24 protein-coding genes are annotated in these 26,666 nt (G+C 66.0%); 8 read left to right on the forward strand and 16 right to left on the reverse strand.

Going from position 1 to position 26,666, the window contains the following annotated elements; translation table 11 throughout:
* Positions 1–539 precede the first annotated feature (539 nt).
* Positions 540–2,504 (forward strand): M23 family metallopeptidase, encoded by a 1,965-nt coding sequence (locus tag AmiPiv_RS20880; RefSeq protein ID WP_340040477.1) that lies wholly within the window; start codon positions 540–542, stop codon positions 2,502–2,504.
* On the opposite strand, the gene AmiPiv_RS20885 is transcribed toward AmiPiv_RS20880, so the two are convergent.
* The gene (locus tag AmiPiv_RS20885; protein ID WP_340040479.1) at positions 2,494–4,008 is read right to left on the reverse strand and encodes an MFS transporter; all 1,515 of its coding nucleotides are present in this window, start codon (positions 4,006–4,008) and stop codon (positions 2,494–2,496) included. The genes AmiPiv_RS20880 and AmiPiv_RS20885 overlap by 11 nt on opposite strands.
* A gap of 1,262 nt (positions 4,009–5,270) precedes the next feature.
* Here AmiPiv_RS20885 and AmiPiv_RS20890 point away from each other — a divergent pair.
* The 3 genes from AmiPiv_RS20890 to AmiPiv_RS20900 are packed head-to-tail and all read left to right on the forward strand — an operon-like array spanning position 5,271 to position 6,768.
* On the forward strand, positions 5,271–5,963 hold the full coding sequence (locus AmiPiv_RS20890; protein ID WP_340040480.1) for a glutathione S-transferase family protein: 693 nt from the start codon (positions 5,271–5,273) through the stop codon (positions 5,961–5,963).
* Positions 5,960–6,301, forward strand: coding sequence for an ArsR/SmtB family transcription factor (locus AmiPiv_RS20895; protein WP_340040481.1), 342 nt, complete (start codon positions 5,960–5,962; stop codon positions 6,299–6,301). The genes AmiPiv_RS20890 and AmiPiv_RS20895 overlap by 4 nt, the downstream gene beginning before the upstream one ends.
* Positions 6,298–6,768, forward strand: coding sequence for an SRPBCC family protein (locus AmiPiv_RS20900; protein WP_340040483.1), 471 nt, complete (start codon positions 6,298–6,300; stop codon positions 6,766–6,768). The genes AmiPiv_RS20895 and AmiPiv_RS20900 overlap by 4 nt, the downstream gene beginning before the upstream one ends.
* Before the next feature lie 225 nt (positions 6,769–6,993).
* Here the strand turns inward: AmiPiv_RS20900 and AmiPiv_RS20905 are convergent, their stop codons facing one another.
* The 3 genes from AmiPiv_RS20905 to AmiPiv_RS20915 all read right to left on the reverse strand — a co-directional run bounded on the left by AmiPiv_RS20905 (position 6,994) and on the right by AmiPiv_RS20915 (position 9,616).
* On the reverse strand, positions 6,994–7,629 hold the full coding sequence (locus AmiPiv_RS20905; RefSeq protein ID WP_445206986.1) for a DUF922 domain-containing Zn-dependent protease: 636 nt from the start codon (positions 7,627–7,629) through the stop codon (positions 6,994–6,996).
* Between the two features lie 52 nt (positions 7,630–7,681).
* Positions 7,682–8,959: a tlde1 domain-containing protein gene (locus AmiPiv_RS20910; RefSeq protein ID WP_340040486.1), complete on the reverse strand. Its 1,278-nt coding sequence runs from the start codon at positions 8,957–8,959 to the stop codon at positions 7,682–7,684.
* 201 nt (positions 8,960–9,160) lie between these two features.
* The gene (locus AmiPiv_RS20915; RefSeq protein WP_340040488.1) at positions 9,161–9,616 is read right to left on the reverse strand and encodes a MarR family winged helix-turn-helix transcriptional regulator; all 456 of its coding nucleotides are present in this window, start codon (positions 9,614–9,616) and stop codon (positions 9,161–9,163) included.
* Between the two features lie 138 nt (positions 9,617–9,754).
* Here AmiPiv_RS20915 and AmiPiv_RS20920 point away from each other — a divergent pair, with 138 nt between their 5' ends.
* Positions 9,755–10,513, forward strand: coding sequence for an alpha/beta fold hydrolase (locus AmiPiv_RS20920; RefSeq protein WP_340040490.1), 759 nt, complete (start codon positions 9,755–9,757; stop codon positions 10,511–10,513).
* Between the two features lie 99 nt (positions 10,514–10,612).
* Here the strand turns inward: AmiPiv_RS20920 and AmiPiv_RS20925 are convergent, their stop codons facing one another.
* Together AmiPiv_RS20925 and AmiPiv_RS20930 are read right to left on the reverse strand one after the other, a co-directional pair.
* Positions 10,613–11,980, reverse strand: coding sequence for a L,D-transpeptidase family protein (locus tag AmiPiv_RS20925; RefSeq protein WP_340040492.1), 1,368 nt, complete (start codon positions 11,978–11,980; stop codon positions 10,613–10,615).
* 149 nt (positions 11,981–12,129) lie between these two features.
* A complete protein-coding gene (locus AmiPiv_RS20930) occupies positions 12,130–12,492 on the reverse strand; it encodes an MmcQ/YjbR family DNA-binding protein (protein ID WP_340040494.1) in 363 nt (120 codons plus the stop codon).
* A gap of 119 nt (positions 12,493–12,611) precedes the next feature.
* Between AmiPiv_RS20930 and AmiPiv_RS20935 the strand changes: the two genes are divergently transcribed.
* Positions 12,612–13,379, forward strand: coding sequence for a magnesium transporter (locus AmiPiv_RS20935; RefSeq protein ID WP_340040496.1), 768 nt, complete (start codon positions 12,612–12,614; stop codon positions 13,377–13,379).
* Between the two features lie 39 nt (positions 13,380–13,418).
* Here AmiPiv_RS20935 and clpB read toward each other — a convergent pair whose 3' ends face one another.
* The 6 genes from clpB to AmiPiv_RS20965 all read right to left on the reverse strand — a co-directional run bounded on the left by clpB (position 13,419) and on the right by AmiPiv_RS20965 (position 22,987).
* Entirely contained in the window at positions 13,419–16,028 is a 2,610-nt protein-coding gene (clpB, locus tag AmiPiv_RS20940; RefSeq protein ID WP_340040498.1) for an ATP-dependent chaperone ClpB, read from the reverse strand.
* A gap of 231 nt (positions 16,029–16,259) precedes the next feature.
* The gene (locus AmiPiv_RS20945; RefSeq protein WP_340040500.1) at positions 16,260–17,039 is read right to left on the reverse strand and encodes a DUF4167 domain-containing protein; all 780 of its coding nucleotides are present in this window, start codon (positions 17,037–17,039) and stop codon (positions 16,260–16,262) included.
* A gap of 304 nt (positions 17,040–17,343) precedes the next feature.
* Positions 17,344–18,195 carry a peptide chain release factor N(5)-glutamine methyltransferase gene (gene prmC, locus AmiPiv_RS20950; protein ID WP_340040502.1) on the reverse strand — a complete coding sequence of 284 codons (852 nt, stop codon included), beginning with the start codon at positions 18,193–18,195 and terminating at the stop codon, positions 17,344–17,346.
* Positions 18,196–18,286: 91 nt separating this feature from the next.
* On the reverse strand, positions 18,287–19,363 hold the full coding sequence (prfA, locus tag AmiPiv_RS20955) for a peptide chain release factor 1 (protein ID WP_340040504.1): 1,077 nt from the start codon (positions 19,361–19,363) through the stop codon (positions 18,287–18,289).
* Positions 19,360–21,633: a phosphoenolpyruvate--protein phosphotransferase gene (ptsP, locus tag AmiPiv_RS20960; RefSeq protein WP_340040760.1), complete on the reverse strand. Its 2,274-nt coding sequence runs from the start codon at positions 21,631–21,633 to the stop codon at positions 19,360–19,362. The genes prfA and ptsP overlap by 4 nt, the downstream gene beginning before the upstream one ends.
* A gap of 79 nt (positions 21,634–21,712) precedes the next feature.
* Positions 21,713–22,987, reverse strand: a complete 1,275-nt coding sequence (locus AmiPiv_RS20965; protein ID WP_340040505.1) for an aspartate kinase — start codon at positions 22,985–22,987, stop codon at positions 21,713–21,715.
* A 434-nt stretch (positions 22,988–23,421) separates the two neighbouring features.
* Between AmiPiv_RS20965 and ubiG the strand changes: the two genes are divergently transcribed.
* Together ubiG and AmiPiv_RS20975 are read left to right on the forward strand one after the other, a co-directional pair.
* Positions 23,422–24,168, forward strand: a complete 747-nt coding sequence (gene ubiG, locus AmiPiv_RS20970) for a bifunctional 2-polyprenyl-6-hydroxyphenol methylase/3-demethylubiquinol 3-O-methyltransferase UbiG (protein WP_340040507.1) — start codon at positions 23,422–23,424, stop codon at positions 24,166–24,168.
* A gap of 91 nt (positions 24,169–24,259) precedes the next feature.
* Positions 24,260–24,607 carry an MmcQ/YjbR family DNA-binding protein gene (locus AmiPiv_RS20975; RefSeq protein WP_340040509.1) on the forward strand — a complete coding sequence of 116 codons (348 nt, stop codon included), beginning with the start codon at positions 24,260–24,262 and terminating at the stop codon, positions 24,605–24,607.
* 12 nt (positions 24,608–24,619) lie between these two features.
* Here the strand turns inward: AmiPiv_RS20975 and AmiPiv_RS20980 are convergent, their stop codons facing one another.
* Genes AmiPiv_RS20980 through grxC form a run of 4 tightly spaced genes read right to left on the reverse strand, consistent with a single transcriptional unit; the run spans position 24,620 to position 26,652 of the window.
* A complete protein-coding gene (locus tag AmiPiv_RS20980; protein WP_340040511.1) occupies positions 24,620–25,048 on the reverse strand; it encodes a hypothetical protein in 429 nt (142 codons plus the stop codon).
* Between the two features lie 36 nt (positions 25,049–25,084).
* Positions 25,085–25,510: a DUF1178 family protein gene (locus tag AmiPiv_RS20985; RefSeq protein WP_340040512.1), complete on the reverse strand. Its 426-nt coding sequence runs from the start codon at positions 25,508–25,510 to the stop codon at positions 25,085–25,087.
* The gene (locus tag AmiPiv_RS20990; protein ID WP_340040513.1) at positions 25,507–26,373 is read right to left on the reverse strand and encodes a carbon-nitrogen hydrolase family protein; all 867 of its coding nucleotides are present in this window, start codon (positions 26,371–26,373) and stop codon (positions 25,507–25,509) included. Before AmiPiv_RS20990 ends, AmiPiv_RS20985 begins: the two co-directional genes overlap by 4 nt.
* A 9-nt stretch (positions 26,374–26,382) precedes the next feature.
* The gene (gene grxC / locus AmiPiv_RS20995) at positions 26,383–26,652 is read right to left on the reverse strand and encodes a glutaredoxin 3 (protein ID WP_340040514.1); all 270 of its coding nucleotides are present in this window, start codon (positions 26,650–26,652) and stop codon (positions 26,383–26,385) included.
* Positions 26,653–26,666 lie beyond the last annotated feature (14 nt).

Below are 26,666 nucleotides of genomic sequence, written 5' to 3' on the forward strand. Positions count from 1 at the left end.
GTTGTTGAGGCGTATATAGTCGCCGCCCCTTCAAACTGTCAACGACCTTTTTCCGACTTTTGCGAATTTTTTGCGACAAAAACCCAGACCCCTTAAAAACCCTGCGTAAGGCCCACCAAGAAACTGCAAACACACACCCTCGACCCAAAGACAAGCCGCAATCTGGACGGGAAGCTGCCCATAAGGTCACAGCAATTCGGACGAAATCGGTCTCGTTCAGCCGGCGCGAAGCACTCGATCGGGGCAAAGCTTCCAGCTTCTGATGCGGCAAATGCTGCGAAGCCGGCTCCACAACGGTGGACAACGCCCGCCTCGACCGCCCAGCCTCAATCCCGCCCCAATGCAGGCGAAAGTCTCGTTGTGTCCCAGGGCGCGAAGCGCGGCCGGGCCGGCGCTTGAACGCTCTCTATATATAGGAGAGCGATTGCGGCTCCGGCACGGTATCCGCCGCTTCGTTGACTTGGGCGGCCATGACAGGCAAATGTCTTGGCATTCAAAAGCAGATGGGCGCCAAGCGTCGGGGACTTTAGCCGTACTGGATGCAGGATACGGACCAGACCATAGCCGAGCTCGGCAATGAGCCGCCGCTGATCGCGGACGGTCGCGCCGGCCCGCCGGACCGGCGCGAGGTGTCGGCCCGCTGGCTGTCGGGCACCTTCCTGACCGGCGTGACTTCGAGCGTGCTGATGGGCGTCGCCTTGTTCGCCGCACTCGACGGCCGCGAGAAGCTGGCCACCCCGCCCGAGATCGCCGAACTCGCCAGCACGGCCGCCGGCAACGATTCCGGCGAGCGCGCCAAGACCGCCCGGGTGGCGCCGCTGCGCCAGATTGCCAAGGCCAAGGACCGGCGGCGCATGGAAGTGTCGATGATGACCAAGGTCGGCGACCGCGACGTCGTCCGCACCATGCCCTTCGTCCAGATCAAGATGGCGCTCGCCGCCAACCGTCCGTCGACGCGCAACTATCCGCCTTTCGACCCCTTGAGCGTGTTTGCCGAGGAGGGCAGCGCCCAGCCGGCTTCCTCCGCCCCGACCGGACAGATCTACGGCGTCAAGGTCGAGAGCGAGATGAGCCTGAAGACGGTCGACTTCCCGATCGAGACGGCCGCCTTCGACGAGACCAGCGCCATGTCGGCCGCCGAGGTCGAGAAGGTGGTGCGCGATACCGGCGGCAACCTGACCGAAGGCGACATCCAGGTCGCCGCGCTGCACTACGTCGATCCGCAGCGCTTCGGCGACGCCTTCGCCGACCAGACGCTGGCCGGCTCCTACGGCATCAGGATCGTGCCCGAGAACCTGTCGGTCTCGGTGCGCGAGGAGATCGACATCAACACGCTGTCCTATGCCGAGGACATCATCCCCTTCGAGAGCGACCGCAAGATCGTCGACGCGCTCGCGACCGCCGGCTACGAGGGCGACGACGCCAAGGGCATGGCCAACGCCGTCTCGCGGCTGCTCAATGCGACCGCGCTCAAGGCCGGCACCGTGCTGCGCGTCGGGCTGGAGGTGCGCGGCGACGCCGGCAAGATCGTGCGCACCAGCGTCTACGACCGCACCCAGCATGTGCTGACCATCGCGCTCGACGACCGCGGCCAGTTCGTGCCCGGCAACGAGCCCGAACCCAATCCCGAGCTGGCGACTGCCTTCGAGAGCACGCCGACCGTGACCACCTCGCGCGGCGCCCTGCCCAGCATCTATGACGGGATCTACCGGGCCGCCTATTCCTACGGCATGTCGGAGGACATGACCAAGCAGTTGGTGCGGCTGCTCGCCTCCGACGTCGACTTCCAGTCGCGGCTCAATCCGTCGGACCGCATCGAGGTGTTCTTCTCGCAGCCCAACGGCGACGACCAGATGTCGGAGGATTCCGAGCTCCTGTATGTCTCGGCGACCTTCGGCGGCAACACGCGCAACTTCTACCGCTTCCGCATGGAAGACGGCACGGCCGACTATTTCGACCAGGACGGCCGCAGCTCGCGCCAGTTCCTGCTGCGCAACCCCGTCCCCAACGCCCGCTTCACCTCCGGCTTCGGCGCGCGCAAGCACCCGATCCTCGGCTATGTGAAGATGCACACCGGCGTCGACTGGGCCGCCCCGACCGGCACGCCGATCATCGCGCCGGGCAACGGCATCGTGGAGAAGGCGGGCTGGGCCGGCGGCTACGGCAAGCAGACCATCATCCGCCACGCCAACGGCTACGTGACGTCCTACAACCACCAGAGCCGGATCGCCCCCGAGGTCGTTGCCGGCGCGCGGGTGCGCCAGGGACAGGTCATCGGCAATGTCGGCACGACCGGCCTGTCGACCGGTTCGCACCTGCACTACGAGCTGATGGTCAACGGCACCAAGGTCGATCCGATGCGTGTGCGCCTGCCCACCGGCCGTGTTCTCGCCGACGGCGAACTCGAGGCGTTCACGAAGGAACGCGAGCGTATCGACGAGTTGCTCAAGGAAGGCAACGAGGACGCGCTCAAGGTCGCGAGCACCGACAAGGTCAGCGGCTAGCCTTCTCCTTCCTCGCCCATGACGGCTGGGTGAACCAGGCGACAAGGGCCGACAGCCAGCACATCGCCGCCGCGATCCAGGCGATCGCCGAAAAGGCCCGGTTGGTCGCCTCGACGCGCAGCGCCTCCACCGCAGGTTCGAGCGGCGCGGCCGTCAGCGCGCCGAATTCCACCCCGGCCGCGGTCGTACCCAGGACCTCGGCAAAGACGATGCCGGCCACCGCGCCGAGCGCGGCGACCGCCATCAGCCCGGCCGCGCGCGCCAGCGCATTGTTGATCCCGGAGGCGAGGCCGGTGTCCTCGTCGGGGGTCGCCCGCATCACCGCCGCCGAGATCGGCGACACCACGATGGCCATGCCGATGCCCTTGAGCAGCAGGATCGGGAACGTCACCTGCCAAAGCAGCATCAGCGGCATGGTGAGTGCGAGCCCGGCATAGGACAGGCCGACGATCGCGGCCCCCACCGTGAGCGGCAAGCGCGGACCGATCGCATCGGCGAGGTTGCCCGAGCGGCTGGAGAACGCGCCGATGAACAAAGACAGCGGCAGAAACAAGAGGCTTGCCTCCCATTCAGACGCGCCCCAGCCGGAAATCACCGTCATCGGCAGGAAGAACAGCACGGCGTTGAAGGCGAAGAACAGGATCAGCGTGTAGAGGTTGGCACCGGTGAAGGCGCGCGAGCGAAACAGCTCGAGCTTCACCATCGGCGCCCTCGCCCTCTTCTCCCAGACCACGAAGGCGACGAAGATCGCGGCGCCGATGGCGATCCAGGCCCAGGGCGAGACGGCACGCGCTTCCGCCGGCAGGCCGAGCGCGGTCAGCCCCCAGGCCATGAGGCCGAGGCCGACGGTGGCGAGCAGCGCGCCGCCGACATCGAGCCGCCGCCTGGACGACGGCCGGTCCTGCGGCACTTTCGAGAACAGCATGTAGAGCGCGACCAGGCCGATGGGCACGTTGATGGCGAAGATCAGCCGCCACATCCATTCGGCGCCGAACGACAGCACCATGCCGCCGACGAACGGCCCCATCGCCGTGGTCAGCGACGAAAACGCCGCCCACTGGCCGATCGCCTTGCCGCGCGTCTCGTTGGGATAGGACTTGGCGATGATGGCGAGGCTGCCCGGCACCATGAGTGCCGCGCCGACGCCTTGGGCGGCGCGCATGACGATCAGCATGTCGGCGTCGACCGCGAGCGAGCATGCCGCGGAGGTGACCATGAAGGTGAGGATGCCGAGCGCGAAGATGTTGCGCACGCCGAAAACGTCGCCGGCGGCCCCGCCGAGCAGGACGAGCGCCGACAAGAACAGCATGTAGCCGTTGCTGATCCACTGCGCGTCGACCAGCGAGGCGCCGAGATCCTCGCGGATGATCGGCATTGCGAGCGACACCACCGAGCCGTCGATGAAGCCCATGCTGGAGGCGAGGATCGCCGACACCAGCACATAGCGCCGCGCTTCGGGCGGGCAGAAGGCGGGGGCGGACGCGGCGGCGGCTGGCTGATTCATGGCAGGAACCCTATTTCGAGCTTTCCCATACGTGAAGTGACCCAGCGGCACGATTTGTCGGAGCCAGGGCGGCTCGCGGTCTCAGGGTGGCCCCACTCCGATCCTCAAGGGGGGAGAAGCGCCGCGACCGCCTCATTCCTTCCCACCCCCCTCTGTCCTGCCGGACATCTCCCCCACAAGGGGGGAGATTGGCAGCTTCGGCGTCCCGCCCTTTTCTGCCTCTCCTTAAGGTCGGGACCTTGATGAAGGCCCAATCTCCCCCCTTGCGGGGGAGATGGGCGGCAGCCCAGAGGGGGGCGCTGTCCCGCATGCCTATCCATTGCCACGCCCCGTTTCCGGTCTGGCCATTGTGGTGAAAAGTTCGGGAAGCGGGGCGCGCGGCCGAGCCGTCCGATAGTTTTGTACGTGGCGCGAACCTCGCGCCCCGCCCGGTGTCTGTCCCTCGGTCGACCGGTCACAGGTCCGTCCCACGGTCTTTTCGTGGCCTGAACCCGCGGCTTCTCCGCATCCTCCGGCACCCGCCATTTGCGGCGCGCGCCGGACGACGCCGGCCTGTCGACGGGCCCTCGGAGCCACGGCTACCGTAGCCGTGGCGGGAGGTCACCGCCGCCCTTCCTGACACCCGGTGCGCACCAGGTCCCGACAAGGGCGATGGCACAAGAATACCGGAGGTTTTGGAGGGGTGGAAAAACGGCAAGATTTCTCCACGCGGTCTGCTGACAGAGTTCCTGACAAACTGGCGGACGTCTGAAGCCGCTTCGGGAAGCAAACCTTCAGCGCCTCATTCCGTCCCACCCCCCTCTGTCCTGCCGGACATCTCCCCCACAAGGGGGGAGATTGGGCCGTCATCAACGCCCCTCCAAACCACCAGCGTTGCAGGAGAATTGCCCTGAGAGCCGGCAGAAACGGGCGTGACGGCGGAACTGCCAATCTCCCCCCTTGTGGGGGAGATGTCCGGCCCTTCGACAGGCTCAGGACAGAGGGGGGTGAGAAGGATCACGACGGTGGAGGGTAAATTTCGCTCGCCCGTGGACAATATCTCCACATACGAACAAACGTCACGGCATGGATCCCAGGGTCTTCGCGACGGCGCCAATGCGCCTGCTTCGCCCTGGGATGACGAAAGCGCTTATCGCTGCCACCCCCTGTGCGTTTCGCTGCCCTCTCCCCACAAACAGTATCCGGCCACGGAAACTTTTTCTTGCCGGGCTGAAATACCCGCGATAGTTTCCGCATACGGAAACTGTTTGAGACATCCCGCGATGACCCTGACGCTCTACATCCATCCCCTCGCCTCCTTCTGCCACAAGGTGCTGATCGCCTTCTACGAGAACGGCACCGACTTCCGCCCGGTGACGGTCGATCTCGGCGATCCCGGCCAGGCTGCGGCGCTGATGGAAAGGTGGCCGGTCGGCAAGATCCCTGTGCTGCACGACGCGGCGCGCGGTCGCGTGGTGCCGGAAACGAGCATCATCATCGAATATGTCCAGCGGCATTATCCGGGACCGGTGCCGCTCCTGCCCGTGGACGAAGACCAGCGCCTCGACGCCCGGCTGTGGGATCGCTTCTTCGATCTCCATGTCGGCGTGCCGATGCAGAAGATCGTCACCGACCGGCTGAGGCCCGAAGGCGGCAACGATGCGATCGGCGTCGCCGATGCCCGGCGCGCGCTCGACACGGCTTACGCGGTGATCGAAACGCAGCTCGAGGGGCGGACATGGGCAACCGGGGAGGCCTTCACCATCGCCGATTGCGCCGCGGCACCCGTCCTGTTCTTCGCCTCGATCGTGCATCCGTTCGGCAGCGACCAGAATAACCTCGCCGCCTATTTCGAACGCCTTCTGGCGCGGCCGTCGGTGCAGCGCGTGCTCGCCGAAGCCAGACCATATTTCGCGCTGTTTCCGTATCGCGAGGCGATGCCGCAACGCTTCCTGGCAGAGGAGGCGCTGGCATGATCGAAGCCGCCCCGCTCGACCGCATGTTCACCGCACTCGCCGATGCGGGCCGCCGCGGCATGGTCGAAAGGCTGAGCCTCGGTCCCGCCACGGTCAAGGAGCTGGCCGGCCCGATCAACATGGGGTTGCCGTCGGCGCTGAAGCACCTCAAGGTGCTGGAGGACGGCGGCATCGTCGTCTCCCGGAAGGTGGGGCGGACACGCACCTTTTCGATGCAGCCGGACGCCTTCCGCGAGATGGACGAATGGGTGCGGGCGCGCAAGGCCGCCATGAACATGGCCTTCGACCGGCTTGCCGAAGCGATGAAGGCGTTTCCCGAGGAGGACGGCACTTCATGAACCCGGTCCTGCACACCACCTTCGTGATCGAACGCGAACTACCGGCGAGCCCGCGGCATGCCTTCCGCTTCTGGTCGGACCAGGAACTCAAGCGGCGCTGGAACGACTGCCATCTCGACTGGCGCGTGCTGGAAGACGTGTTCGACTTCCGTACGGGCGGCATCGAGAGCAAGCGCTGGCGCATGCCGGACGGGGCCGAGCTGGCCTTCCGCGCCGACTATTTCGACATCCTGCCGGGGCAGCGCATCATCTACGGCTTCGAGATGAGCATGGGCGGCCAAAGGATCTCGGCCTCGCTCGCGACCCTCGAATTCGCCGCCCACGGCGCCGGGACGCAGATGAAATACACCGAGCAGCTGGCCTTCCTCGGCGGGGCCGACGCCATGGCCGCGCGCATCGCCGGCACTGGCGACGGCTTCGACCGGCTGGTGGAACTGGCCTTACGGGGCACCGCCAGCGTGAACTGACAGGGGCCGCGACGAGCGGCGTGGCGGCCACCCAGGAAAAGTGGGCAGCGGTTTTCCATCCGGAATTGCGCAAAAACAAAGAGATAGAGCGTTTCCGCGAACAGAAGAGAAGCGGAAATGCCAGCGGCGGGCATTCCGACGAATGCAGTCACGCCGCCCTGGCCAGCTTCTTTTCTTGGCCGCATTGGTGCGACGCCAGACGATCTCGCCTGGCTGCGAAATGCCCTATCCGCCGTTGACCAGATCGAGGATGAGCCGGTGGACATTGCCGCCGTCGCTCATTTCGGCGCGGTCGAAGTCGCTGCTCTTCCGGCGCTGGGCGAGCGACAATTCCGCGAGCTGCTTGGTGAGCTCGGCGCGGACCTTCTGGCACTTCGGATCGGCCGGCGCCGAAAACCCGATGCTGACGGCCTCGATGGCCTTGACCATCTCCTTGATGTGCTCGCCATGCACCTGCTCGTGCTTGTGGACGCCGGCGGCGAAGACGTCCCAGTTCTTGCCGACCGCGGCCGGCAGGCTGCCGGACGGTTTTGGCAGCCGGTAGGTGACGATGAGCTTGGGCCTCGCCGAGACCAGCGTGCAGGCGCCGTCGGCCTGCGGCTCGTATTTGCGCTGCCAGGTCAGCTTGAAGTCCGTGTAGGCGATGGTGCGGATGCCGTTGCCGGCCTTCGGGCCGTTCTCGCCGATCGAGGCATAGAGCTCGGGGCCGGTCTTGCCCGAAATGGCATAGGGCTCGATCTTCTCGACCGGCTTCCATTCGGCATGGGCGGGCCAGGCCGCCAAACACGCCGCAAACAGGATCGATCGGAAAACGGTCTTCACGCGGTGTCCCCTGCCGGAAAGCTCTTGCCCGTGCCTCATAGCGGCAAGCGGCAGCCGATGGCTAGACCCAGTCGGCGCTGCAGCACCGGCGTCAGATGGTCTTGCCGTTGGAGGCGAGGCGGAAGCTCTCGCGCCCGCCGTTCGGCACCACCACCAATTGCTTGACCTTGCCGGCCTTGAAGGCGGCGAGGAAGCGCGGGTAGTCGGCAAAGGCGACGCAGCCGTGCGATTCCTCGCGACCGCCGCGCAAAAGGTAGCTGTGGGTGAGGAAGCCGTCGCGGCCGTATTTGTTCCTGCCGTCGACGGGCAGCATGCGGATCGCCTCGACGCCGTGGAAACGGGCTTCGCGCATCCTGAGATTATAGGTGTGCGGCGGCGTCGGGCCGTTCATCTTGACGTTCACGTAGCGAGGGTCGTCGGCCATCTTGCCGATGCCCGAATGGGCCTCGAGCACGCTGCCGTCGGGCATGTAGACCTTGGCGGCACTGATGTCGTAGACGGCCACGCCATTGCCTGCCCGCGTCCCGCCGCCGAACAGGCTCCTGAGCGACTGGCCGAGGCTGCCGCCGTTCTTCTTCTGCGCCGGCTCGTCGGGCCGCGCAGAGGCGACGGCCTGCGGCCTGGCCGGTTCGGCCTCGCCGGAGTTGCCGGCCGCGGCCTTCGGCTCGGCCGCAGTTTCCGGCTGGACATTGGACTGGCCGGCGCGCGGGCTCGGCTGCGGCAGGGGGCCGTCGGACGGCGTTTCCTCATAGACCGGCACCGCAGCAGTCGCGTCGGCCTCGGCATCGGGATCCTGGGCGGCGGCGGCACCTTCGCCTTCCGGGCCGACCAGGAGGGTGGAGAGCGCGGTACCGGCATCGGCGCCCGCCGCGGGATCGGCATAGGCGAGCAGGGCCTGGCCTCGAACGCCTTCGGCCGGCGAGGCGAACCGGTCCGCCGCCGGGACTTCGGCGACATCCCCTGGATTGTCGGTTTGCGCGAACAGGGCGGCGAGCCTTTCGGAGGTCAAGGCCGCCCGGCTGACCACGGCGTCGAAGCGCGTGGCGTGGCCGGCCTCGGCATGGAGGGCGGATTTGCCGATGCTACCGGCGACGCTGGCCAGGACGGCGGGATGCGCCTTGGAGATGACCGTCCGCGCCGCCTTGTCGGTGCTGACATAGGCGACCGGCGCCCGCACCTTGGCCTGCTTCAGGCTGTGGTGATGCTGCCTGGGCATGAGCTGGCCCGGACCGAAGGCGGCGGCGCTGCCGACCGCCACCATGCCGGCCACCGACCAGACGGCGGCGCCCGCGAAGGCGGTGCCCAGGGAGGTGATCAGCAACGGACGCAACAGGCGGCGCAGTGACTGCGCAGGAACGATCTTACTCAAACGCGTAGCAAACCGGTGAGCCGGCATGGGCCTTCGGATCGACGGGCGACCGTGGCTGCGAGACTTCCGGATTGTCCCCAACTTTGACCAGTGACTGACAAAGGGTGGACAAATATGGTTAAATTTTGCTTGCCGGCGGCGGCGATCATGCAGGGGCGGACACGACGAGGTGGCAGGCGCACCGGCGCCGGTGCGGACGGTTCAGTTCCCCTGCTCCTCGACAGCCTTTCTCAACCCATCGCGCAGGACCTGGATCCTGTGGTTCAGTTCGAGCAGCTCCGAGGGAGTGAAACCCGAATGACGCAACAGCGCTTCCGTCAGACAGCCCGTGCTGGCATGCAGGCTGCTGCCCTTGTCGCTCAGGTACACCTCCACCTGGCGCTCGTCCGAGACGCTGCGCCGGCGCTCGACAAAATCCGCGGCTTCCAAGCGCTTGACAGCCGGCGTGATGGTACTCGGTTCCAGCCCCAGCCTGTCGGCGATGGCCGTGATCGTGAGGCCATTCCTCTCCCATAGGGCGCTGAGCACGAGATACTGCGTATAGGTGACGCCGAACTCGTCCAGCATCGGCTTGTAGACACGATTGACGGCAATCGAGGCCGAATAGATCGAGAAGCAAAGCTGGCTGTCCAGCGGCTGGGTGCGTGGGTGGGTCATAGCGGTCTCCATGCTCGATTCCACCCGTTACCACAAAAATAGATATCGCGATAAGAAATCACTTTACAAGGGCGTGATCATGGCATAGCGATTAATTATCGCGATAATGATTATCGTGATATAAAAGGAGAAAGCGAAATGTCCAAGATCCTTATTGCCGCTGCGGCAGTCGCCCTTGCCACATCCGCACTCGCCCCGGCCCAGGCAGCGCCGACGGGTGCCAAGAACGTCGTACTCGTTCATGGCGCCTTCGCCGACGGCTCCAGCTGGAAGGGTGTCTATGACATCCTCAAGAAGGACGGGTACAACGTGACCGTCGTCCAGAACCAGACAGCCACGCTTGCTGATGACGTGGCCGTCACCAGGCGAGCCATCGCCGCGCAGAACGGCGAGGTCGTTCTCGTCGGCCATTCCTATGGCGGGGTCGTCATCAGCGAGGCCGGCACGGACAAGAAGGTGACGTCGCTCGTTTATGTCGCTGCCTTCGCCCCGGACAAGGGCGAGTCCGTCTCGACACTGATCGCCAATCCGCCGGCCGGGGCTGCGGTGCCGCCGATCCTGCCTCCGGTCGACGGGTTCCTGTTCCTCGACAAGGCCAAGTTCGCGGCGGCCTTCGCGGCCGACGTCGATGCCGGAGCCGTCGCCTTCATGGCGGATTCGCAGATGCCGTGGGGCGTCGAGGCGCTTGCCGGCGCAGTCAGCGACCCCGCCTGGAGGAGCAAGCCGAGCTACTACCTCGTTGCCACCGAAGACCACATGATCCCGCCGCCGGCGCAGCGCCAGATGGCCAAGCGCATGGGTGCGACCGTTTCTGAAGTCGCCGGCAGCCATGCGGTCTATGTATCGAACCCGCAGGTCGTCGCAGACGTCATCGAGCAGGCTGCGACCGCCAAATAGGCGATCGACCCCATGGAGGCACCGGGGCGAATTCCTCGCCCCGGTGCCGTTCACTGCGGGGCACCCGTGCGGCGGCGCATTGACGAACCGGGAAGCTGCCTACTCGATGAACTCGACCGGCACGCCGGCCTTGACGATCCTGGCGAGCTCGCGCGCGTCCCAGTTGGTCAGGCGCACGCAGCCGTGGCTGGCGGTCTTGCCGATCTTGGAGGGTTCGGGCGTGCCGTGGATGCCGTAGGTCGGCTTGTCGAGCGCGATCCACACCGAGCCGACCGGACCGTTCGGCCCCGGCGGGATGGTCAGGACCTTGTCGTTCTCGCCCTGCTTGAAATTGATCTTGGGGTTGTAGGTGTAGTTGGGATCGAGCGCGACGCGCGACACCGCATGGATGCCGGTGGGCGAAGGCGTGTCGGTCGAGCCGATGGTGGCCGGATAGGCGGCGACCAGCTTGCCGGCCTCGTCATAGGCGCGGACCTGCTTCAGGCCCTTGTCGGCGACGATGCGCGCCACCGGCTTGTTCACCAGCTTGCCGAAATTGGCGACCTTGATGATGGTGCCCGGCCGGTTGAAGTTGGCCTCGGGGTTGAGCGCCTTGAGATAGGCCTCGTCCATGTGGAAACGCTCGGCCAGCATCTCGGGCACGGAGGTGAAGCTCATCCGCTCGAGCCTGGCCTTCTCGCCGTAGTCCTCGGGGATCGAGGCGACATAGGGGCCGGCGGCATCCTCCGGCGTGATGGTGTAAGAGCCGAAGGCGTCGCCGCCGCTCTCGGCCAGCGCCTGCCTGATGCCTTCGGCGTCGGTGGATTTCAGGCTCGTGCCGGTCAGCTCGTTGTAGGCGGCCAGCGCCTTGTCGACGTTGGAGCCGAAGCGGCCGTCGATGACGCCGGGCGAGGCGCCGGCGCGGTCGAGCAGGATCTGCAGGGCGGCGATGTCGTCGCGGCCGCGCACGGCGATGGAGGGCTCGATCGCCTTTTCGGTGATGGTGGGCGGCTCGCGCACGGCAAGCTGGTCGTCCGTGCCGGGCAGCGGCTCGCGCTCGACGACGCGCGGCCCGGGCGCCTCGGGGAAAGCGTTGGGATCGTTGCCATAGTCGTCGGCGTAGGGGTCGGAGGGCTGTGCCGGATAGTCGTCGGAATAGGCGCCGTCGACCGGCCCATCGAGCAGGACGTCGCCGTCACGGTAGTCACCGCGCAGTTCCTGCCGGCGCGTCTCGCGGCGCAGCGCCTCGCGGCTCATGCGCGAGCCGGGCGGCTGCACGGCGACGACCTTGCCGGTGTAGGGATCGACGATGACTCGGTTGCCGCGGCCGTCGTAGAAAACCTCGTAGTCGGTGGCCTGCGCCAGCATGACGGCGCCGGCAGGCGACGCGGCTTCGCCGCGACCGTCCTCAGGCACGACGGAGCCCGCCGCATGCCCGGCCGATACGCCGGCCAGAAGGGCCGACAGCACGATGATCCTGCGCAACATGGTCGCCGTTCTCTCCGGTAACTGGCTTTCCAATGCCTGTGCGGGCGAAGCGTTCCGCCGCCCGCTACTCCTTATTCACCAAACTGGTTAACCCTTCCAACATGAACCGGGCATGAAAATGACCGGTACCGCGGCATCGGCGGCGGGTTCTAGAGCGGGATGCCGAGGTCCTTGCGCACCGCCCTGGTGAGCTTGGCGGCGATGAGGCGGTGGCTCTCGCGCAGGTAGTCCCTGAGCGCATCGGCATCCATGCTCTCGCCGCTGCGGCGCTGGATCCACTTCATGCCGCGCGAGGCGAGATAGGGCGCGGGGCGCAAACCCGGCTGCTCCTTGAGCACGTCATAGGCCATGTCGGAAACCTTGAAGGTGACGGCGAGGCCGTCGCCGTCGCTCCAGCCGCCGATGGCGAAGACCTTGCCGCCGACCTTCCAGACATGCGCGCCGCCCCACTGCACGACATGCGTGGTGTGCGGCAGCGAGGCGCAGAAGCCGTTGTATTCGTCGAGAGTCATTGTCAAATGCTTCCCTGCACATCCTTCAAGTTCTCCGGCGAGAAGGCTGGCTTTACTTTCATGCTCATGATGTCAGATTCGCGCATGCTTCATCCTAGCAGCGCTCAAGGAAACCGCCGATGGAAAATGATGGAAACATCTGGTCCGCATCGTTCCGAATCATGAAAAAAGATGCCGCTTACGTCTTGGCTTATTGCGCAGCAATTCTGATTTTCCTTGCAATACAAGAAACAATGGAGATGACGTCCGGAAACACTATCGCGCTCGTATTCGCATCAATGATATTGGCGATCCCAGCACATTTGTCGGTCCTTTCGCGCCTCAGCACGGCAGAAGCCATGCGGGAACTGCACAGCAAGGATCCAAGATACTTCATTAGCTTTGCGTTTCGAACAATTGCCTTGGGAATAACTTCCTGCGCGCCAGTGCTCGCTCTGATCATTTTCCTGATTGGAGGCGCCTTGGGAAGGACCAGCGTCATTGCCATCGCCGTTTTGTCGCTGTTCTTGTTTGCAGCCTTGGTATTCGCAAAGTGGGGAACCATGTTGCCCGCCATCGTGATGCAGAGCGACAAATCGTTTGCAGCCGCCGGGCGCCGCGGGAGCGTCAGCTTTTTCTATACGTTCCCTCGGCTACTTCTGTCGTTCGGCTTGATGAGCATTGTACACTTTGCAGCCGTTGCTGCCTCGGTCATCTGGCTTGGGGCCGGCGAGTACTTTTTCCCGGCAGCAGGTGGCTTTGATTTCGCTTTCCTGGTCAGCGCGATGATCAGCACTGCCATTAACGGATATCAGATCATCATGTCCGCGGTCATTCTCTCACGCGCCTATCTGCGGGCAGAAAACGCCGCGAACATCAATGATTTGGTTCCGGTCGAGCCGATTTGAACTGGCCCTTGCTGTTTCCAGAAGAGCCAGTTCGCCACCTCAAGCAGCAGCGTCGGTTTCCGTCACCACGCCCGCCTTGGAGCGGAAGTTGAGCCGGTCGGAGCCCGCCGTGATCTTGACGGTCGAGCCGTCGAGGATCTCGCCGCCGAGGATGCGCTCGGCCAGCGGGTCCTGCAGTTCCTTCTGCATGACGCGCTTGAGCGGACGGGCGCCGTAGGCCGGGTCGTAGCCCTTGTGCGCCAGCCACTCGATCGCGTCGGGCGCAAGCTCGAGCGTGATCTTGCGGTCGGCGAGCAGCTTTTCGAGCCGCTTGAGCTGGATTGCCACGATCTTGTCCATGTCCTGCTCGCGCAGGCGGTGGAACAGCACGATCTCGTCGATGCGGTTCAGGAACTCCGGCCGGAACGCCGCCTTGACCGCGCCCATGACCTCGTCGCGGACCTCGTCGACATCCTGCCCCTCGCCGAGACCGACGAGGTATTCGGCGCCGAGGTTAGACGTCATGATGATCAGCGTGTTGCGGAAGTCGACGGTGCGGCCCTGACCATCGGTCAGGCGGCCGTCGTCGAGTACCTGCAGCAGCACGTTGAACACGTCCGGATGCGCCTTCTCGACCTCGTCGAACAGCACGACCTGGTAGGGCCGGCGCCGGACCGCCTCGGTCAGCGTGCCGCCCTCCTCATAGCCGACATAGCCGGGAGGCGCGCCGATCAGCCGGGCCACGGAGTGCTTCTCCATGAATTCGGACATGTCGATGCGGACCAGCGCATGCTCGTCGTCGAAGAGATAATCGGCGAGCGCCTTGGTGAGCTCGGTCTTGCCGACGCCCGTCGGGCCGAGGAACATGAACGAGCCGATCGGCCGGTTCGGGTCCTGGAGGCCCGCGCGGGCACGCCGGACGGCCTTGGAAACCGCCTGCACGGCCTCACCCTGGCCGACGACGCGGACACCCAGCTCGTCTTCCATGCGCAAAAGCTTCTCGCGCTGGCCTTCGAGCATCTTGTCGACCGGGATGCCGGTCCAGCGCTCGACGACATGGGCGACGTGATCGGGCGTGACCGTTTCCTCGACCATGGAGCCGCGGCTCTCCTGGGCCTCGGCTTCCACGAGCTTCTTCTCGAGCTCGGGGATGCGGCCGTAGGCGAGCTCGCCCGCCTTCTGGAACTCGCCCTTGCGCTGGGCGATGGCGAGCTCATTGCGCGCCTCGTCGAGCTGACCCTTGAGGTCGGCGGCGAGGCCGAGCTTTTCCTTCTCCGCCATCCACTGGGCAGTCAGCGTGGCAGATTCTTCCTCGAGCCCGGCCAGCTCCTTCTCGAGCCTTTCGAGACGATCGCGCGACGCGTCGTCCTTCTCGAGCTTCAGCGCCTCGCGCTCGATCTTGAGCTGCATGATGCGGCGGTCGATCTCGTCCAGCGCCTCGGGCTTGGAATCGATCTGCATGCGCAGCCGCGAGCCGGCCTCATCGACCAGATCGATGGCCTTGTCGGGCAGGAAGCGATCGGTGATGTAGCGGTTCGACAGCGTCGCGGCCGCGACCAGCGCCGAGTCGGAGATGCGCACCTTGTGGTGCTGCTCGTACTTCTCCTTGAGGCCGCGCAGGATCGAGATGGTGTCCTCGACCGTCGGCTCCTCGACGAAGACCGGCTGGAAGCGGCGGGCAAGGGCCGCGTCCTTCTCGACGTGCTTGCGATACTCGTCGAGCGTGGTGGCGCCGACGCAATGCAGCTCGCCGCGGGCGAGCGCCGGCTTCAAAAGGTTGGACGCATCCATCGCCCCGTCGGCCTTGCCGGCGCCGACGAGCGTGTGCATCTCGTCGATGAACAGGATGATGCCGCCGGCGGCCGCGGTGACCTCGGAGAGAACGGCCTTCAGCCGCTCCTCGAACTCGCCGCGATACTTGGCGCCAGCGATCAGCGCGCCCATGTCGAGCGCCATCAGCTGCTTGTCCTTGAGGCTTTCCGGCACGTCGCCGTTGACGATGCGCAGCGCCAGGCCTTCGGCGATCGCCGTCTTGCCGACGCCGGGCTCGCCGATCAGCACAGGGTTGTTCTTGGTGCGCCGCGACAGCACCTGGATGGTGCGGCGGATCTCGTCGTCGCGGCCGATCACCGGATCGAGCTTGCCCGAGCGGGCGTCCGCAGTCAGATCACGCGCGTATTTCTTCAAGGCATCGTAGCCCTGCTCGGCACTGGCCGAATCTGCTGTGCGACCCTTGCGGATCTCGTTGATGGCCTGATTGAGCGCCTGGGCGGTCACGCCTGCCTTGGCCAAAATCTCGGCGGTCTTGGCCGACTTCTCGACGGCGAGCGCGGTGAGCAGGCGTTCGACGGTGACGAAGCTGTCGCCGGCCTTCTTGGCCATGTCCTCGGCAGTCGAGAACACCTTGGCGAGGGGCTGCGCGAGATAGAGCTGGCCGTTGGCGCCCTCGACCTTGGGCATGGCCTTGAGCGTCGCCTCGACGCCGAGGCGGACATCACCGGCCTTGCCGCCGGCGCGTTCGATCAGCGAGGCGGCCATGCCTTCCTCGTCGTCGATCAGCACCTTCAGGATGTGCTCGGGCGTGAACTGCTGGTGATTGTTGGAAAGGGCGTAGGTCTGCGCGGACTGGATGAAACCGCGCACGCGTTCGGAATACTTCTCGATATTCATATCTGTCTCCACTCCGTCGCCGGCCCGCTTTGCGGCACCGGTCTGGTTCAAGGTGACGGGTCCGCCCAATCGGGCCGGACCCTGCTGGGCGTGATATGGGGAGTAGGACGATATCCCTCAAGGAGCTTTGATCGAAGTCAAAAAACAAAAACGGCGAGATTTTCATCCCGCCGTTTCGCAATCCTCAGCAATGCTTCGAGACAGTGCTTCGCCGGCCTGGCGATGCCTGCATCAACCCTCGACGGTGACCGGCGCCTCGCTGCCAGCCTCGGCCTGCGGCTCGGCGGCAGTCTCGCCACGGCGCGGGCGACGGGTGCGGCGCGGAGCGGGAGCAGCCTCGCCCTCTGCCGCGGCGGCAGGCGCGGCCTCGGCCACGGGTGCGGCCTCGGCGACGGCGGCCTCCGGTGCTTCCGCCGCGGCGGCCTCGGCCGGTGCGGCAGCGACCTGCGGCTGGTCGTTATGGCGGCGCTCGCCGCGGCGGCCCTCATGGCGGTTGCGGCCGCGTTCACGGCGTCCCTCGCGCGGCTGCTGGCCTTCGGCGGCTTCGGGGTTCAGCGCCACTTCTGCAGGCGTGCCTTCGATCTCGGGCTGCGGGCCGGTGCCGTTGGCGACCGGCTGCGGCTGCTGCTGCACGGGCTGAGGTTCGGCGGCGTTGCCGACCATTTCCTCGTCGCGCTCGTCATCCAGGTCGGCGTCGAAGTCGTCGCGGGCCTGCTGCTGGTGCTGGATCGGCATCTGCGCCAGGGCGGCGGCAATGATTCGATTGTAGTGCTCGGCGTGCTGCAGATAGTTCTCGGCCATCACGCGGTCGCCGGAGCTTTGCGCGTCACGGGCGAGGGTTGCGTATTTTTCGGCGATCTGCTGCGCGGAGCCACGGATCTTGACGTCTGGACCGTTGCTCTCGTAGTTGCGCGTGAGGGGATTGGGTCCCTTGCGGTTGTTATTGTTGTTATTGTTATTGTTGTTGTTGTTGCGCCCGCGCATGCGCCTGTTCTGCTGTTGTGGCCTCATCAGATTCTCTTCGTGTTGAAATCTTGCTCCGAACCGCTGCCCTTCCGGAAACAGCCGGTTCGTGTTCTTCCGCTGGTGTTCGCCCGCAAAGCCTGCGCTGGCGCCACATGCCGTCCTTTGTCGGTTACATGTCTGCCGAACGATCCCCGCACGAAGCTAGAGCGTCGTCTACGCAAGAAGGCAGCAAGTTTCCTTGGGAAACCGAACGTAAAGAGTACTGCCTGCTTCGTCTCATCCGGTCGCCCGGAACCTAGCGGCATTCACATTCCTTGCCAAGCGGTTTTTTGCAGTGCCGCAAGGCCTTTCACCGTCTGAACACGAGCACCCGGTCGTTGCCGCCCAAGTCCTTGTGCTGGGCGATCAGATCATAGCCGGCCTGCTCGAACAGTTCGGTCACGTCGCGTCGCTGGTCGTGTCCTATCTCAAGGCCGACGCAACCGCCCTCTTCGAGGTGGCGGGCGGAGCCCGACGCAATGGCTCTGTATGGTTCGAGACCGTCCGGGCCGCCATCCAGCGCCCGGCGCGGATCGAAGTTGCGAACCTCGTGCTGCAAATCCTCGATCTCTGATGAGGGAATATAGGGAGGATTTGAGACGATTAAATGGTAGCGGCCGGTAATTCCGGCGAACCAGTCGGATTTTTTTGCCGTGAACCGCTCGGCGACGCCGAGACTGGCGGCGTTGGCAGCAGCGGTGGCGAGCGCGTCTTCGGAGACGTCGACGCCGGTCGCGACCGCATGCGGCTCCTGCGCCAGAAGCGCCAGCGCGATCGCGCCGGTGCCCGTGCCGAGGTCGAGGATGCGGCAGACGCCCTCGCGCGCCGCGGTGTCTCCGACGAAGGGCAGCAAGGCGTCGACCAGGGTTTCGGTGTCGGGGCGCGGCTCGAGCGTCTCCGGCGAGAGACCGAGCCGCATGCCGTAGAATTCGCGGAAGCCGAGGATGCGGTGCACGGGCTCGCCGGCAATGCGGCGGTCGAGGGCGGCCTCGACCGCGTGGGCGGTTTCGGCCGGGACCGGCGCGTCGGGACGCAGCACCGCGTCGGTGCGGGTGGTGGCGGTAAGATGCTCGACGATCAGGCGGGCATCGAGGCCGGCATCGGAAATTCCGGCGGCGGCGAGGCGGCGGCGGGCGGCGAGGTGGAGTGCTGCAAGTTTCATTTAACGGCCACTCCGAGGAGAGTTCGGCCTAGCGCCCTACGTTGCCCCCGGCAGGACAGAGGGGGGCGCGAAGGAACCCGGCTCGTCAAACCTAGTCCTGTCCCATGTCCGCCAGCAGCTTCGACTGGTGGTCGGCGATCAGCGCGTCGACGACCTCGTCGAGTTCGCCCATCATCACCCGGTCGAGCTTGTAGAGCGTCAGGTTGATGCGGTGGTCGGTGAGGCGCCCCTGCGGGAAATTGTAGGTGCGGATGCGCTCGGAGCGGTCGCCGGAGCCGACCTGCGACTTGCGCGAGGAGGAGCGCTCCTCGTCGGCGCGGCTGCGCTCCATGTCGAAGAGGCGGGCGCGCAGGATCTGCATGGCGCGTGCGCGGTTCTGGTGCTGCGACTTCTCCGCCTGCACCACCATGATGCCGGTGGGCAGGTGGGTGATGCGCACGGCGGAATCGGTGGTGTTGACGTGCTGGCCGCCCGAACCCGAGGCGCGCATGGTGTCGATGCGGATGTCCTCGGCGCGGATCTCGATGTCGACCTCCTCGGCCTCCGGCAGCACGGCGACGGTTGCGGCCGAGGTGTGGATGCGGCCGCTGGCCTCGGTGGCCGGCACGCGCTGGACCCGGTGCACGCCCGACTCGAACTTGAGATGCGCGAACACGCCCTTGCCCGAGACGCCGGCGATGATTTCCTTGAAGCCGCCGGCATCGCCGTCGCTGGCGGAAACCACCTCGAAGCGCCAGCCGCGCGAGGCGGCGTAGCGCTCGTACATGCGAAACAGGTCGCCGGCGAACAGCGCCGCCTCGTCGCCACCGGTGCCGGCGCGGATTTCGAGGATGGCGTTCTTCTCGTCGGCGGCATCCTTGGGCAACAGCAGGACCTGGATCTCGTGCTGCAGGCCCTCGATGCGCTCCTCGACCTCGGGCTTGTCCATTTCGGCAAGCGCCCGCATCTCGGCGTCGGTGCCCTTGTCGCCGAGCATGGCGTCGAGGTCGGCCAGCTCCTGCTCGGCGCCGCGCAGGGCGCGGATCTTGCCGACGAGATCCTGGATGTCGGAATATTCGGACGCCATCTTGACGTAGGCGTCGGGGTCGGGGCCGGCAGCCATCTGCGCTTCGAGCATGTCGAATCGCTTGACGACTTGGTCCATTCGGTCGCGGGGCAGGGAAATCATAGGGGTATGGAACGGTCGTCCGCAAAGGCCTGGAGCAGCGCGCGCATGGGCAGGCTGGCCGCAGGGCCGGAAAGGTTGTCGTCGAGGAACGACTTGAGCTCCCCAAGGGGGAGTTCGGTGAGCATCGCCTTGACCGGGCCGATGGAGGCCGGAGACATGGAGATGGAGCGGTAGCCCAGGCCGATCAGCGCCATGGCCGAGATCGGCTTGCCGGCGAGTTCGCCGCACAGCGTGACGGGCGTGTGGTTGCGCACGCCGGCGTCCGCGATCTGCTTGAGCACGCGCAGGAACGGCACCGACAGCGGGTCGAAGCGGTCGGCGAGTTGGGTGTTGCCGCGGTCGGCGGCCATGACGAACTGGAACAGGTCGTTGGAGCCGACCGAGACGAAGTCGACCGCCTGCATCAGCTCGTCGAGCTGCCACAAGAGCGACGGCACCTCGATCATGGCGCCGAGCTTGAGGCTGGTCGGCAGGTGGTGAGCGAAGCGCGACAGATGCCGCACCTCTCGGTCGATGATCTCGCGCGCCTGGGCGATCTCGGCGAGCTCGGTGACCATCGGCAGCATGACCTTGAGCTCGCGCCCGCCGGCGGCCTTGAGCAGCGCCCGGATCTGGGTGCGCAGCAGCCCGGGACGGTCGAGGGTGAGGCGGATGGCGCGCCAGCCGAGCGCGGGGTTCTCCTCCTCCTGCACCGAACCCTTGAAGTAGGGCAGCACCTTGTCGCCGCCGATGTCGATGGTGCGGAAGGTGACGGGACGGCCCTTGGCCGTGTCGAGCACGTCGCGGTAGAGCTTCTCCTGCGCCTCTGCGCGCGGGAAGGTGGAGGCCACCATGAACTGCAGCTCGGTGCGGAACAGGCCGATGCCGGCGGCGCCCGCCTCGGCGAGCTGCGGCAGGTCGACCGCGAGGCCGGCGTTCATCAAAAGATCGACCTTGATTCCGTCCTTGCTCTCGGACGGCTTCTTGCGCAGCTCGCGGTAGAGCTCCTGCCGGCGGGCGCGGAAGCGCACCTTCTCGGCGTACGCCGCCTCGAGGTCGGGCTGCGGCCTCAGGTGGATCGTGCCCTCGTCGCCGTCGACGATGATCGGGTCGCCGTTCTCCGACATGGAGACCGCGCCCTTCATCTGGCCGGCGACGGGAATGCCCATGGCGCGCGCCACGATGACGACGTGGCTGGTCGGTGCGCCGTCCTCCAGCACCAGGCCGCGCAGCCGGTCGCGCGGATAGTCGAGCAGCTCGGCAGCGCCCATCGAGCGGGCGACGATGATGGCATCCTTGGGCAGCGAGGCTGCGATGGTCTCGGGGCCGCGGCCCATCAGCTGGCGCAGCAGCCGGTTGGCGAGATCGTCGAAGTCGCTCATCCGCTCGCGCAGGTAGGGATCGGTCATGTGCAGCATGCGGGCGCGCATGTCGCTCTGCACCTTCTCGACCGCGGCCTCGGCGGTCAGGCCGTTGCGGATCGCCTCTTTGAGGCGGCGCACCCAGCCGCGGTCGTTGGCGAACATCCGGTAGGCTTCGAGAACCTCGCGGTGCTCGCCCTCGAAGGCGACGTCGCGGCGCGACAGCATGTCGTCGATGGAGAGCCTGAGCGAGCCAAGCGAATCCTCAAGCCGGCGCATCTCCTCGTCGCTGTCCTCGTTGAACAGGTTGGTGACGACAATGCGCGGCTCGTGCAGCACGACATGGCCGAGACCGACGCCCTCGTTGAAGGAATTGCCGGTGAACGACGCAGGCCGGGTGAGATCGAGCTCGAGGCCGGGGCGGCTCAACCGGGCGATGTCGCCCGAGGCGATCATCTCGGCGATGACCATGGCGGTCGTTTCGAGCGCCTCGACCTCGTCGTCGCGGTAGTGGCGCATGGTCTTGTTCTGGACGACGAGCACGCCGAGCGTGCGCCCTGCCCTCAACACCGGCACGCCGAGGAAGGAGTGGTAGATCTCCTCGCCCGTCTCCGGCAGGTAGGCGAAGGCCGGGTGCTCCTGCGCGTTGGACAGGTTGAGCGCGCGCGCGCTCGCCGCGATCGTGCCGACAAGGCCCTGGCCGAGGCGCAGCTGGGCGAGGTGGACCGCGTTGGGGTTCAGGCCGACGGTGGCGTAGAGTTCGAGGACGGAGTCGGCGCGAAGCACGTAGAGCGAGCAGACCTCGGCCACCATGTTGGCGGCGATGTCGCGCACGATCCTGTCGAGCCGCTCCTGCGGTTCGAGGGGCTCCGCCATCAATTCGCGGAGCCGTTTCAGAAGTACGCGAGGCCCTGCGGCCATGTCACGCATCATTCACCGTCTCCAATGCTTTGGAACCGGCGCGGCACATGCTGCACGCCGGCAACGCGGTGACGCTCGATTCCTTATACTACTGCTTATCGAGACCGTAGACGGAATGCAAAGTCCGAACAGCAAGTTCGGTATACGGACCGTCGATCAATATCGAAATCTTGATCTCCGACGTGGTGATGGCGCGGATATTGATGCCCTTGGAGGCCAGCGCCTGGAAGGCGGTGGCGGCAACGCCTGCATGGCTGCGCATGCCGACGCCGATGACCGACACCTTGGACATGCCCTCGTCGTGCTGGACGGCGTCGAAGCCGATGTCGGGGCGGATCTTCTCAAGCACGGCCAGCGCCTTGTTCACGTCGCCCGAGGGCACGGTGAAGGTCATGTCGGTGAACTTGCCGTCCTCGGAGATGTTCTGGACGATCATGTCGACATTGATGTTGGCCTCGGCGAGCGGCCCGAAGATGCCGCCTGCCACGCCCGGCCTGTCGGCGACGCGGCGCAGCGAGACCTGGGCCTCGTCCTTGGCGTAGGCGATACCGGTAACGACCTGCTGTTCCACGATTTCATCCTCGTCACAAATGAGAGTACCAGGCGGGTTGAGGAAATCGCCCATGCCGGGCGCATCCGGATCCTCGAAGGAAGAACGCACGAAGGTGCGCACCTTGTGCACCATGGCGAGTTCGACCGAACGCACCTGCAGAACCTTGGCGCCGAGCGACGCCATTTCAAGCATTTCCTCGAAGGAGATCTTGGACAGGCGCCGGGCCTTGGGCTCGATGCGCGGGTCGGTGGTGTAGACGCCGTCGACATCTGTGTAGATGTCGCAGCGGTCGGCCTTCACGGCCGCCGCGATCGCGACAGCCGACGTGTCGGAGCCGCCGCGGCCAAGCGTGGCGATGCGGTTGTCGGGCGCGATGCCCTGGAAGCCGGCAACGACCGCCACCTGGCCTTCCTGGAAGCGCTTGATCAGGAACGAGCCGTCGATGTCGAGGATGCGCGCGGCGCCATGCGCCCCGTCGGTCTTGATCGGGATCTGCCAACCCTGCCACGAGCGGGCATTGACGCCGATCGACTGCAGCGCGATCGCCAGAAGGCCCGAGGTCACCTGCTCGCCGGACGCCACGATGGCATCGTATTCGCGCGCGTCGAAGAACGGGCTGTTCGCGCCGGTGGCCTTGGGCATGCCCTGGACCCAGCCGACAAGTTCGTTGGTCTTGCCCGACATGGCCGAGACGACGACCGCGACCTCATGGCCGGCATCGACCTCGCGTTTGACGTGCCGCGCCACGTTGTGGATGCGGTCAAGGTCGGCGACGGACGTCCCGCCGAACTTCATCACGATGCGCGCCATGGAAGCGAAATGCCCTTGCCTGTGCGCCGGCCTCGCGAAAGACCGGAAAATGGTTGAAAACACCGCCGGTTGGCGCGGTGCCGAATGCGCGGCCTCCATATCCAAAACGGGCGCCTTCCGCAAGGACGCCCGGCCAGACAAATCACCGCGCCCGGTTTGCCGGCGCGCGACGGACGGCTGCCGAAAAGCCGGTAGCCGAGGCCGGCGGCTGCCAGGCGGCGCAGGCGATAGCCCCGCCGGCATCGACTGGTCGCACGCATCGATCGCGGTCACGGCCTGGCGAACGGAAACCTAGAATACATGCGTATTCGCACCCCCGACGGCCGATCTGCCGGCGGCTCCGCTGCTGCCGGCCGGCCCACCGGTGCCGAAAACGTGCCTTGACAATCCCGGCCCCAGACCCGACTTGCTTCTGCTCGAAGGAGACCACATTGATGCCAGATCCCCGCCCATCGACCATCGATGCCGGAGAAGTCGAGCGGTTCTCGGCGCTCTCGGCCGAATGGTGGAACCCGAACGGCAAGTTCCGCCCGCTGCACAAGTTCAATCCCGTCCGGCTCGGCTATATCCGCGACCAGGTGGCCCAGCGCTTCGGCCGCGACACCCATGCGGCGCGGCCCTTCGAGGGGCTGCGCTTCCTCGACATCGGCTGCGGCGGCGGGCTTCTGTGCGAGCCGATGTCGCGCCTGGGTGCCGAAGTGGTGGGCGCCGATGCCTCGGCGACCAACATCGAGGTGGCGAAGCTGCATGCGGCGGAGTCGGGCGTGAGCGTCGACTATCGCGCCACCACCGCCGAGGACCTGGCCGACGCGGGCGAAAAATTCGACGTCATCCTCAACATGGAAGTGGTCGAGCACGTCGCCGACGTCGAGCTGTTCGTGAAGAAGTGCGGCGAGATGGTGAAGCCGGGCGGCATCATGTTCGTGGCCACCATCAACCGCACCTTCAAGGCGCTGGGTCTGGCCATCGTCGGCGCCGAATATGTGCTGCGCTGGCTGCCGCGCGGCACCCACCAGTACGGCAAGCTGGTGCGTCCCGAGGAGCTCGACAAGGCGCTGACCGGCGCCGGCCTCGCCACCATCGACCGCACCGGCGTGATCTACAATCCGCTGGCCGACCGCTGGCAGAAATCGCGCGACATGGACGTCAACTACATGGTGCTGGCCGAAAAGGCGGCCTGACGCCGACCGGTCCACGGGCGGGCCGCGCGAGCTTGCGCCGTCCGCCGCGATCCCTCACCTTCGTGGGCCGACCATGACGGGATCGAGAGCCATGACACCTGAAGATGTCAGACGGATCGCCCTGGAACTGCCCGGAGCGACCGAGAAATCGCATTTCGGCAAGCCTGACTTCCGCGTCCGCGACCGCGTCTTCGCCAGCCTGCCCGAGGACGGCAACGCCGTGATCAAGCTGACGCGCGACCAACAGGAGATGATGTGCGCGGCCGAAGCAGCGGTGTTCCAGGCGCTGGAAGGCGGCTGGGGCAAGCAGGGCTGGACCCGCCTGCTGCTCGCGGCCGCCGACGAGAAGACGCTGCGCAGCGCGTTGACGACCGCCTGGCGCAATGTGGCACCGGCGACGTTGTGCAAGGCGTTTGATCTGGCGGTGGGCGATGGGTGAGGTAGTGTGGCCTCAACGCCGCCATCCGTCCGGATACGCACGAGCCAGATGATACTCGTTCTGCTCGTCGGTATAGCCGAGCAGCCTGCCTTGCAGCCATTCAAGCTGAGAACACCAAGCGCCGCGATGCAGCAGTTCAAGCAATAGCGAATAAGCTTCCACGCGCCACTCTTCGCCAGGAACAGCGTAGAAGTAGTAGTCGACATCAAGGGGAACGCCCTCGGACGTGCCTCGGAATGTCCTGACGTGCTCCGACAGCACACCGCTTTTCACGTGAGGTTCAAAGTCCTGGCCTGCCAAGGCATCGGGTTTCTCGAACCCCTCGACACGCTGATGGGAGAACGCGGCAAAAGGTTTCGTGCCGGCCAGCATCATGTCAAGTTCGCGGTTCGTGTGAAGGCTGTAGGGATAGGTCGGCTGGCCGGGCTTCTGGGCTTCCAATGCTTCCTCCAGCAAAATGGAAGCCTTGGCTCCCGATCAGTTCCTGTCGTCGGGAAACACCGGCAGGGGCATGAAGTCGATGCCGTCTTCGGCAAGGCCCTTGGCTTCATCGAGGGTGGCAGCACCGTAGATGCCGCGCGCTTCGGCCTCGCCGAAATGGATCTTGCGGGCTTCCTCGGCGAACTTGTCGCCGACGTCCTCGGCGTTGGCCCGCACCTTCTCGGACAGTTCCTTCAGCGCGGCCATGACCTTGCGCTGCTCGTCGCCCATGGCGAGCGCGATTTTTTCCTGCTTGCGCGAGGTCGACACGGCCGGCGCCATCAGCGCCTTCTCGACCTTGCGCGAACCGCATTCGGGGCATTCGACGAAGCCGCGCTTGCGCTGGGTGTCGAAGTCGTCGTTGCTGCGGAACCAGCCTTCGAAGTCGTGCGCGTTGTCGCAATGAAGGGAGAAGCGGATCAAGATGCGGCTCCCCTGAGAGCCCCCTCGCCCGGCTTGCGCAGCGAAACCTCGAAGGTGCGTGCGTTCTTGAGATTGGGGATCTTCTTGCGCGCATCGGCGGAATGGCGGGTGTCGATCTCGGCAACGATGACGCCGGGCTCGTCATTGGCGGCCTCGGCGAGGACGCGGCCCCACGGATCGATGATCAGCGAGTGGCCGAAGGTCTCGCGGCCGTCCTCGTGCCTGCCGCCCTGGGCGGAGGCGACGACGAAGGCGCCGTTCTCGATCGCCCGCGCACGCAGCAGCACATGCCAGTGGGCGAGGCCGGTCTGGCGGGTGAAGGCTGCGGGAACGGTCAGCACCTCGGCGCCGGCCAACGCCTCGGCGCGGAACAGCTGCGGGAACCGCAGGTCGTAGCAGATGGCGAAGCCGAGCCTGCCGAGGGCCGTGTCGGCGACGACAGCGTCGGTGCCCGGCTCGTAGGCCGAGGATTCGCGCCAGCTCTCGCCATTGTCGAGGTCGACGTCGAACATGTGGATCTTGTCGTAGGTGGCGAGCGCCGCCCCGTCGGGCCCGAACAGGAAGGCGCGGTTGGCGAGCTTGCCGTCGGCACGCACGATCGCGGTGGAGCCGACATGGAGATGGATGCCGAGTTCGGCGGCCAGCTTGCGGCCCGAAGCGACGACGAGGTCCTTGTCCTCGGTCGTGAAGGCTGTCGCGCGGGCATCCTTGTCGCCGACGATGGCACCGGTCATCTCCGGCGTCTGGACATAGGTCGCCCCAAGTCCGGCGGCCTCGCGCACCAGCGCCTCGAAATCACGGACGTTGCGCTCAGGCTCCTTGCCCGAGCGCATCTGCACCGCCGCCGCCTTGAAAATCGCCATCGTTCGTCCTCACCCCAGCGAACCGGTTGCCAGAAGGCCGTCGAGGCGGCCCTGCGCGTCGAGATCGTGCAGGTCGTCGCAACCGCCGACATGCACGCTGCCCACGAAGATCTGCGGGAAGGTCGAGCGCCCCTTGGCGCGCGTCACCATTTCCTGCCGAAGCTCGGGCGAGAAGCTAGCGTCATGCTCGGTGAATGCAACGCCCTTGCGTTCGAGAAGGCGCTTTGCAGCGGCGCAGTAACCGCACATCATGCGGGTATAGATAGTGACGTCGACCATGATGAAAACCTGTT

This window comes from Aminobacter sp. Piv2-1 (assembly GCF_037625995.1).
Classification (GTDB): domain Bacteria; phylum Pseudomonadota; class Alphaproteobacteria; order Rhizobiales; family Rhizobiaceae; genus Aminobacter.

Bases quoted from the DNA above. Each gene is read 5' to 3' on its own strand.
- AmiPiv_RS20880 (WP_340040477.1), top strand. From the start codon at position 540: ATGCAGGATACGGACCAGACCATAGCCGAGCTCGGCAATGAGCCGCCG.
- AmiPiv_RS20885 (WP_340040479.1), bottom strand. From the start codon at position 4,008: ATGAATCAGCCAGCCGCCGCCGCGTCCGCCCCCGCCTTCTGCCCGCCC.
- AmiPiv_RS20890 (WP_340040480.1), top strand. From the start codon at position 5,271: ATGACCCTGACGCTCTACATCCATCCCCTCGCCTCCTTCTGCCACAAG.
- AmiPiv_RS20895 (WP_340040481.1), top strand. From the start codon at position 5,960: ATGATCGAAGCCGCCCCGCTCGACCGCATGTTCACCGCACTCGCCGAT.
- AmiPiv_RS20900 (WP_340040483.1), top strand. From the start codon at position 6,298: ATGAACCCGGTCCTGCACACCACCTTCGTGATCGAACGCGAACTACCG.
- AmiPiv_RS20905 (WP_445206986.1), bottom strand. From the start codon at position 7,629: ATGAGGCACGGGCAAGAGCTTTCCGGCAGGGGACACCGCGTGAAGACC.
- AmiPiv_RS20915 (WP_340040488.1), bottom strand. From the start codon at position 9,616: ATGACCCACCCACGCACCCAGCCGCTGGACAGCCAGCTTTGCTTCTCG.
- AmiPiv_RS20920 (WP_340040490.1), top strand. From the start codon at position 9,755: ATGTCCAAGATCCTTATTGCCGCTGCGGCAGTCGCCCTTGCCACATCC.
- AmiPiv_RS20925 (WP_340040492.1), bottom strand. From the start codon at position 11,980: ATGTTGCGCAGGATCATCGTGCTGTCGGCCCTTCTGGCCGGCGTATCG.
- AmiPiv_RS20930 (WP_340040494.1), bottom strand. From the start codon at position 12,492: ATGACTCTCGACGAATACAACGGCTTCTGCGCCTCGCTGCCGCACACC.
- AmiPiv_RS20935 (WP_340040496.1), top strand. From the start codon at position 12,612: ATGGAAAATGATGGAAACATCTGGTCCGCATCGTTCCGAATCATGAAA.
- clpB (WP_340040498.1), bottom strand. From the start codon at position 16,028: ATGAATATCGAGAAGTATTCCGAACGCGTGCGCGGTTTCATCCAGTCC.
- AmiPiv_RS20945 (WP_340040500.1), bottom strand. From the start codon at position 17,039: ATGAGGCCACAACAGCAGAACAGGCGCATGCGCGGGCGCAACAACAAC.
- prmC (WP_340040502.1), bottom strand. From the start codon at position 18,195: ATGAAACTTGCAGCACTCCACCTCGCCGCCCGCCGCCGCCTCGCCGCC.
- prfA (WP_340040504.1), bottom strand. From the start codon at position 19,363: ATGATTTCCCTGCCCCGCGACCGAATGGACCAAGTCGTCAAGCGATTC.
- ptsP (WP_340040760.1), bottom strand. From the start codon at position 21,633: ATGCGTGACATGGCCGCAGGGCCTCGCGTACTTCTGAAACGGCTCCGC.
- AmiPiv_RS20965 (WP_340040505.1), bottom strand. From the start codon at position 22,987: ATGGCGCGCATCGTGATGAAGTTCGGCGGGACGTCCGTCGCCGACCTT.
- ubiG (WP_340040507.1), top strand. From the start codon at position 23,422: ATGCCAGATCCCCGCCCATCGACCATCGATGCCGGAGAAGTCGAGCGG.
- AmiPiv_RS20975 (WP_340040509.1), top strand. From the start codon at position 24,260: ATGACACCTGAAGATGTCAGACGGATCGCCCTGGAACTGCCCGGAGCG.
- AmiPiv_RS20990 (WP_340040513.1), bottom strand. From the start codon at position 26,373: ATGGCGATTTTCAAGGCGGCGGCGGTGCAGATGCGCTCGGGCAAGGAG.
- grxC (WP_340040514.1), bottom strand. From the start codon at position 26,652: ATGGTCGACGTCACTATCTATACCCGCATGATGTGCGGTTACTGCGCC.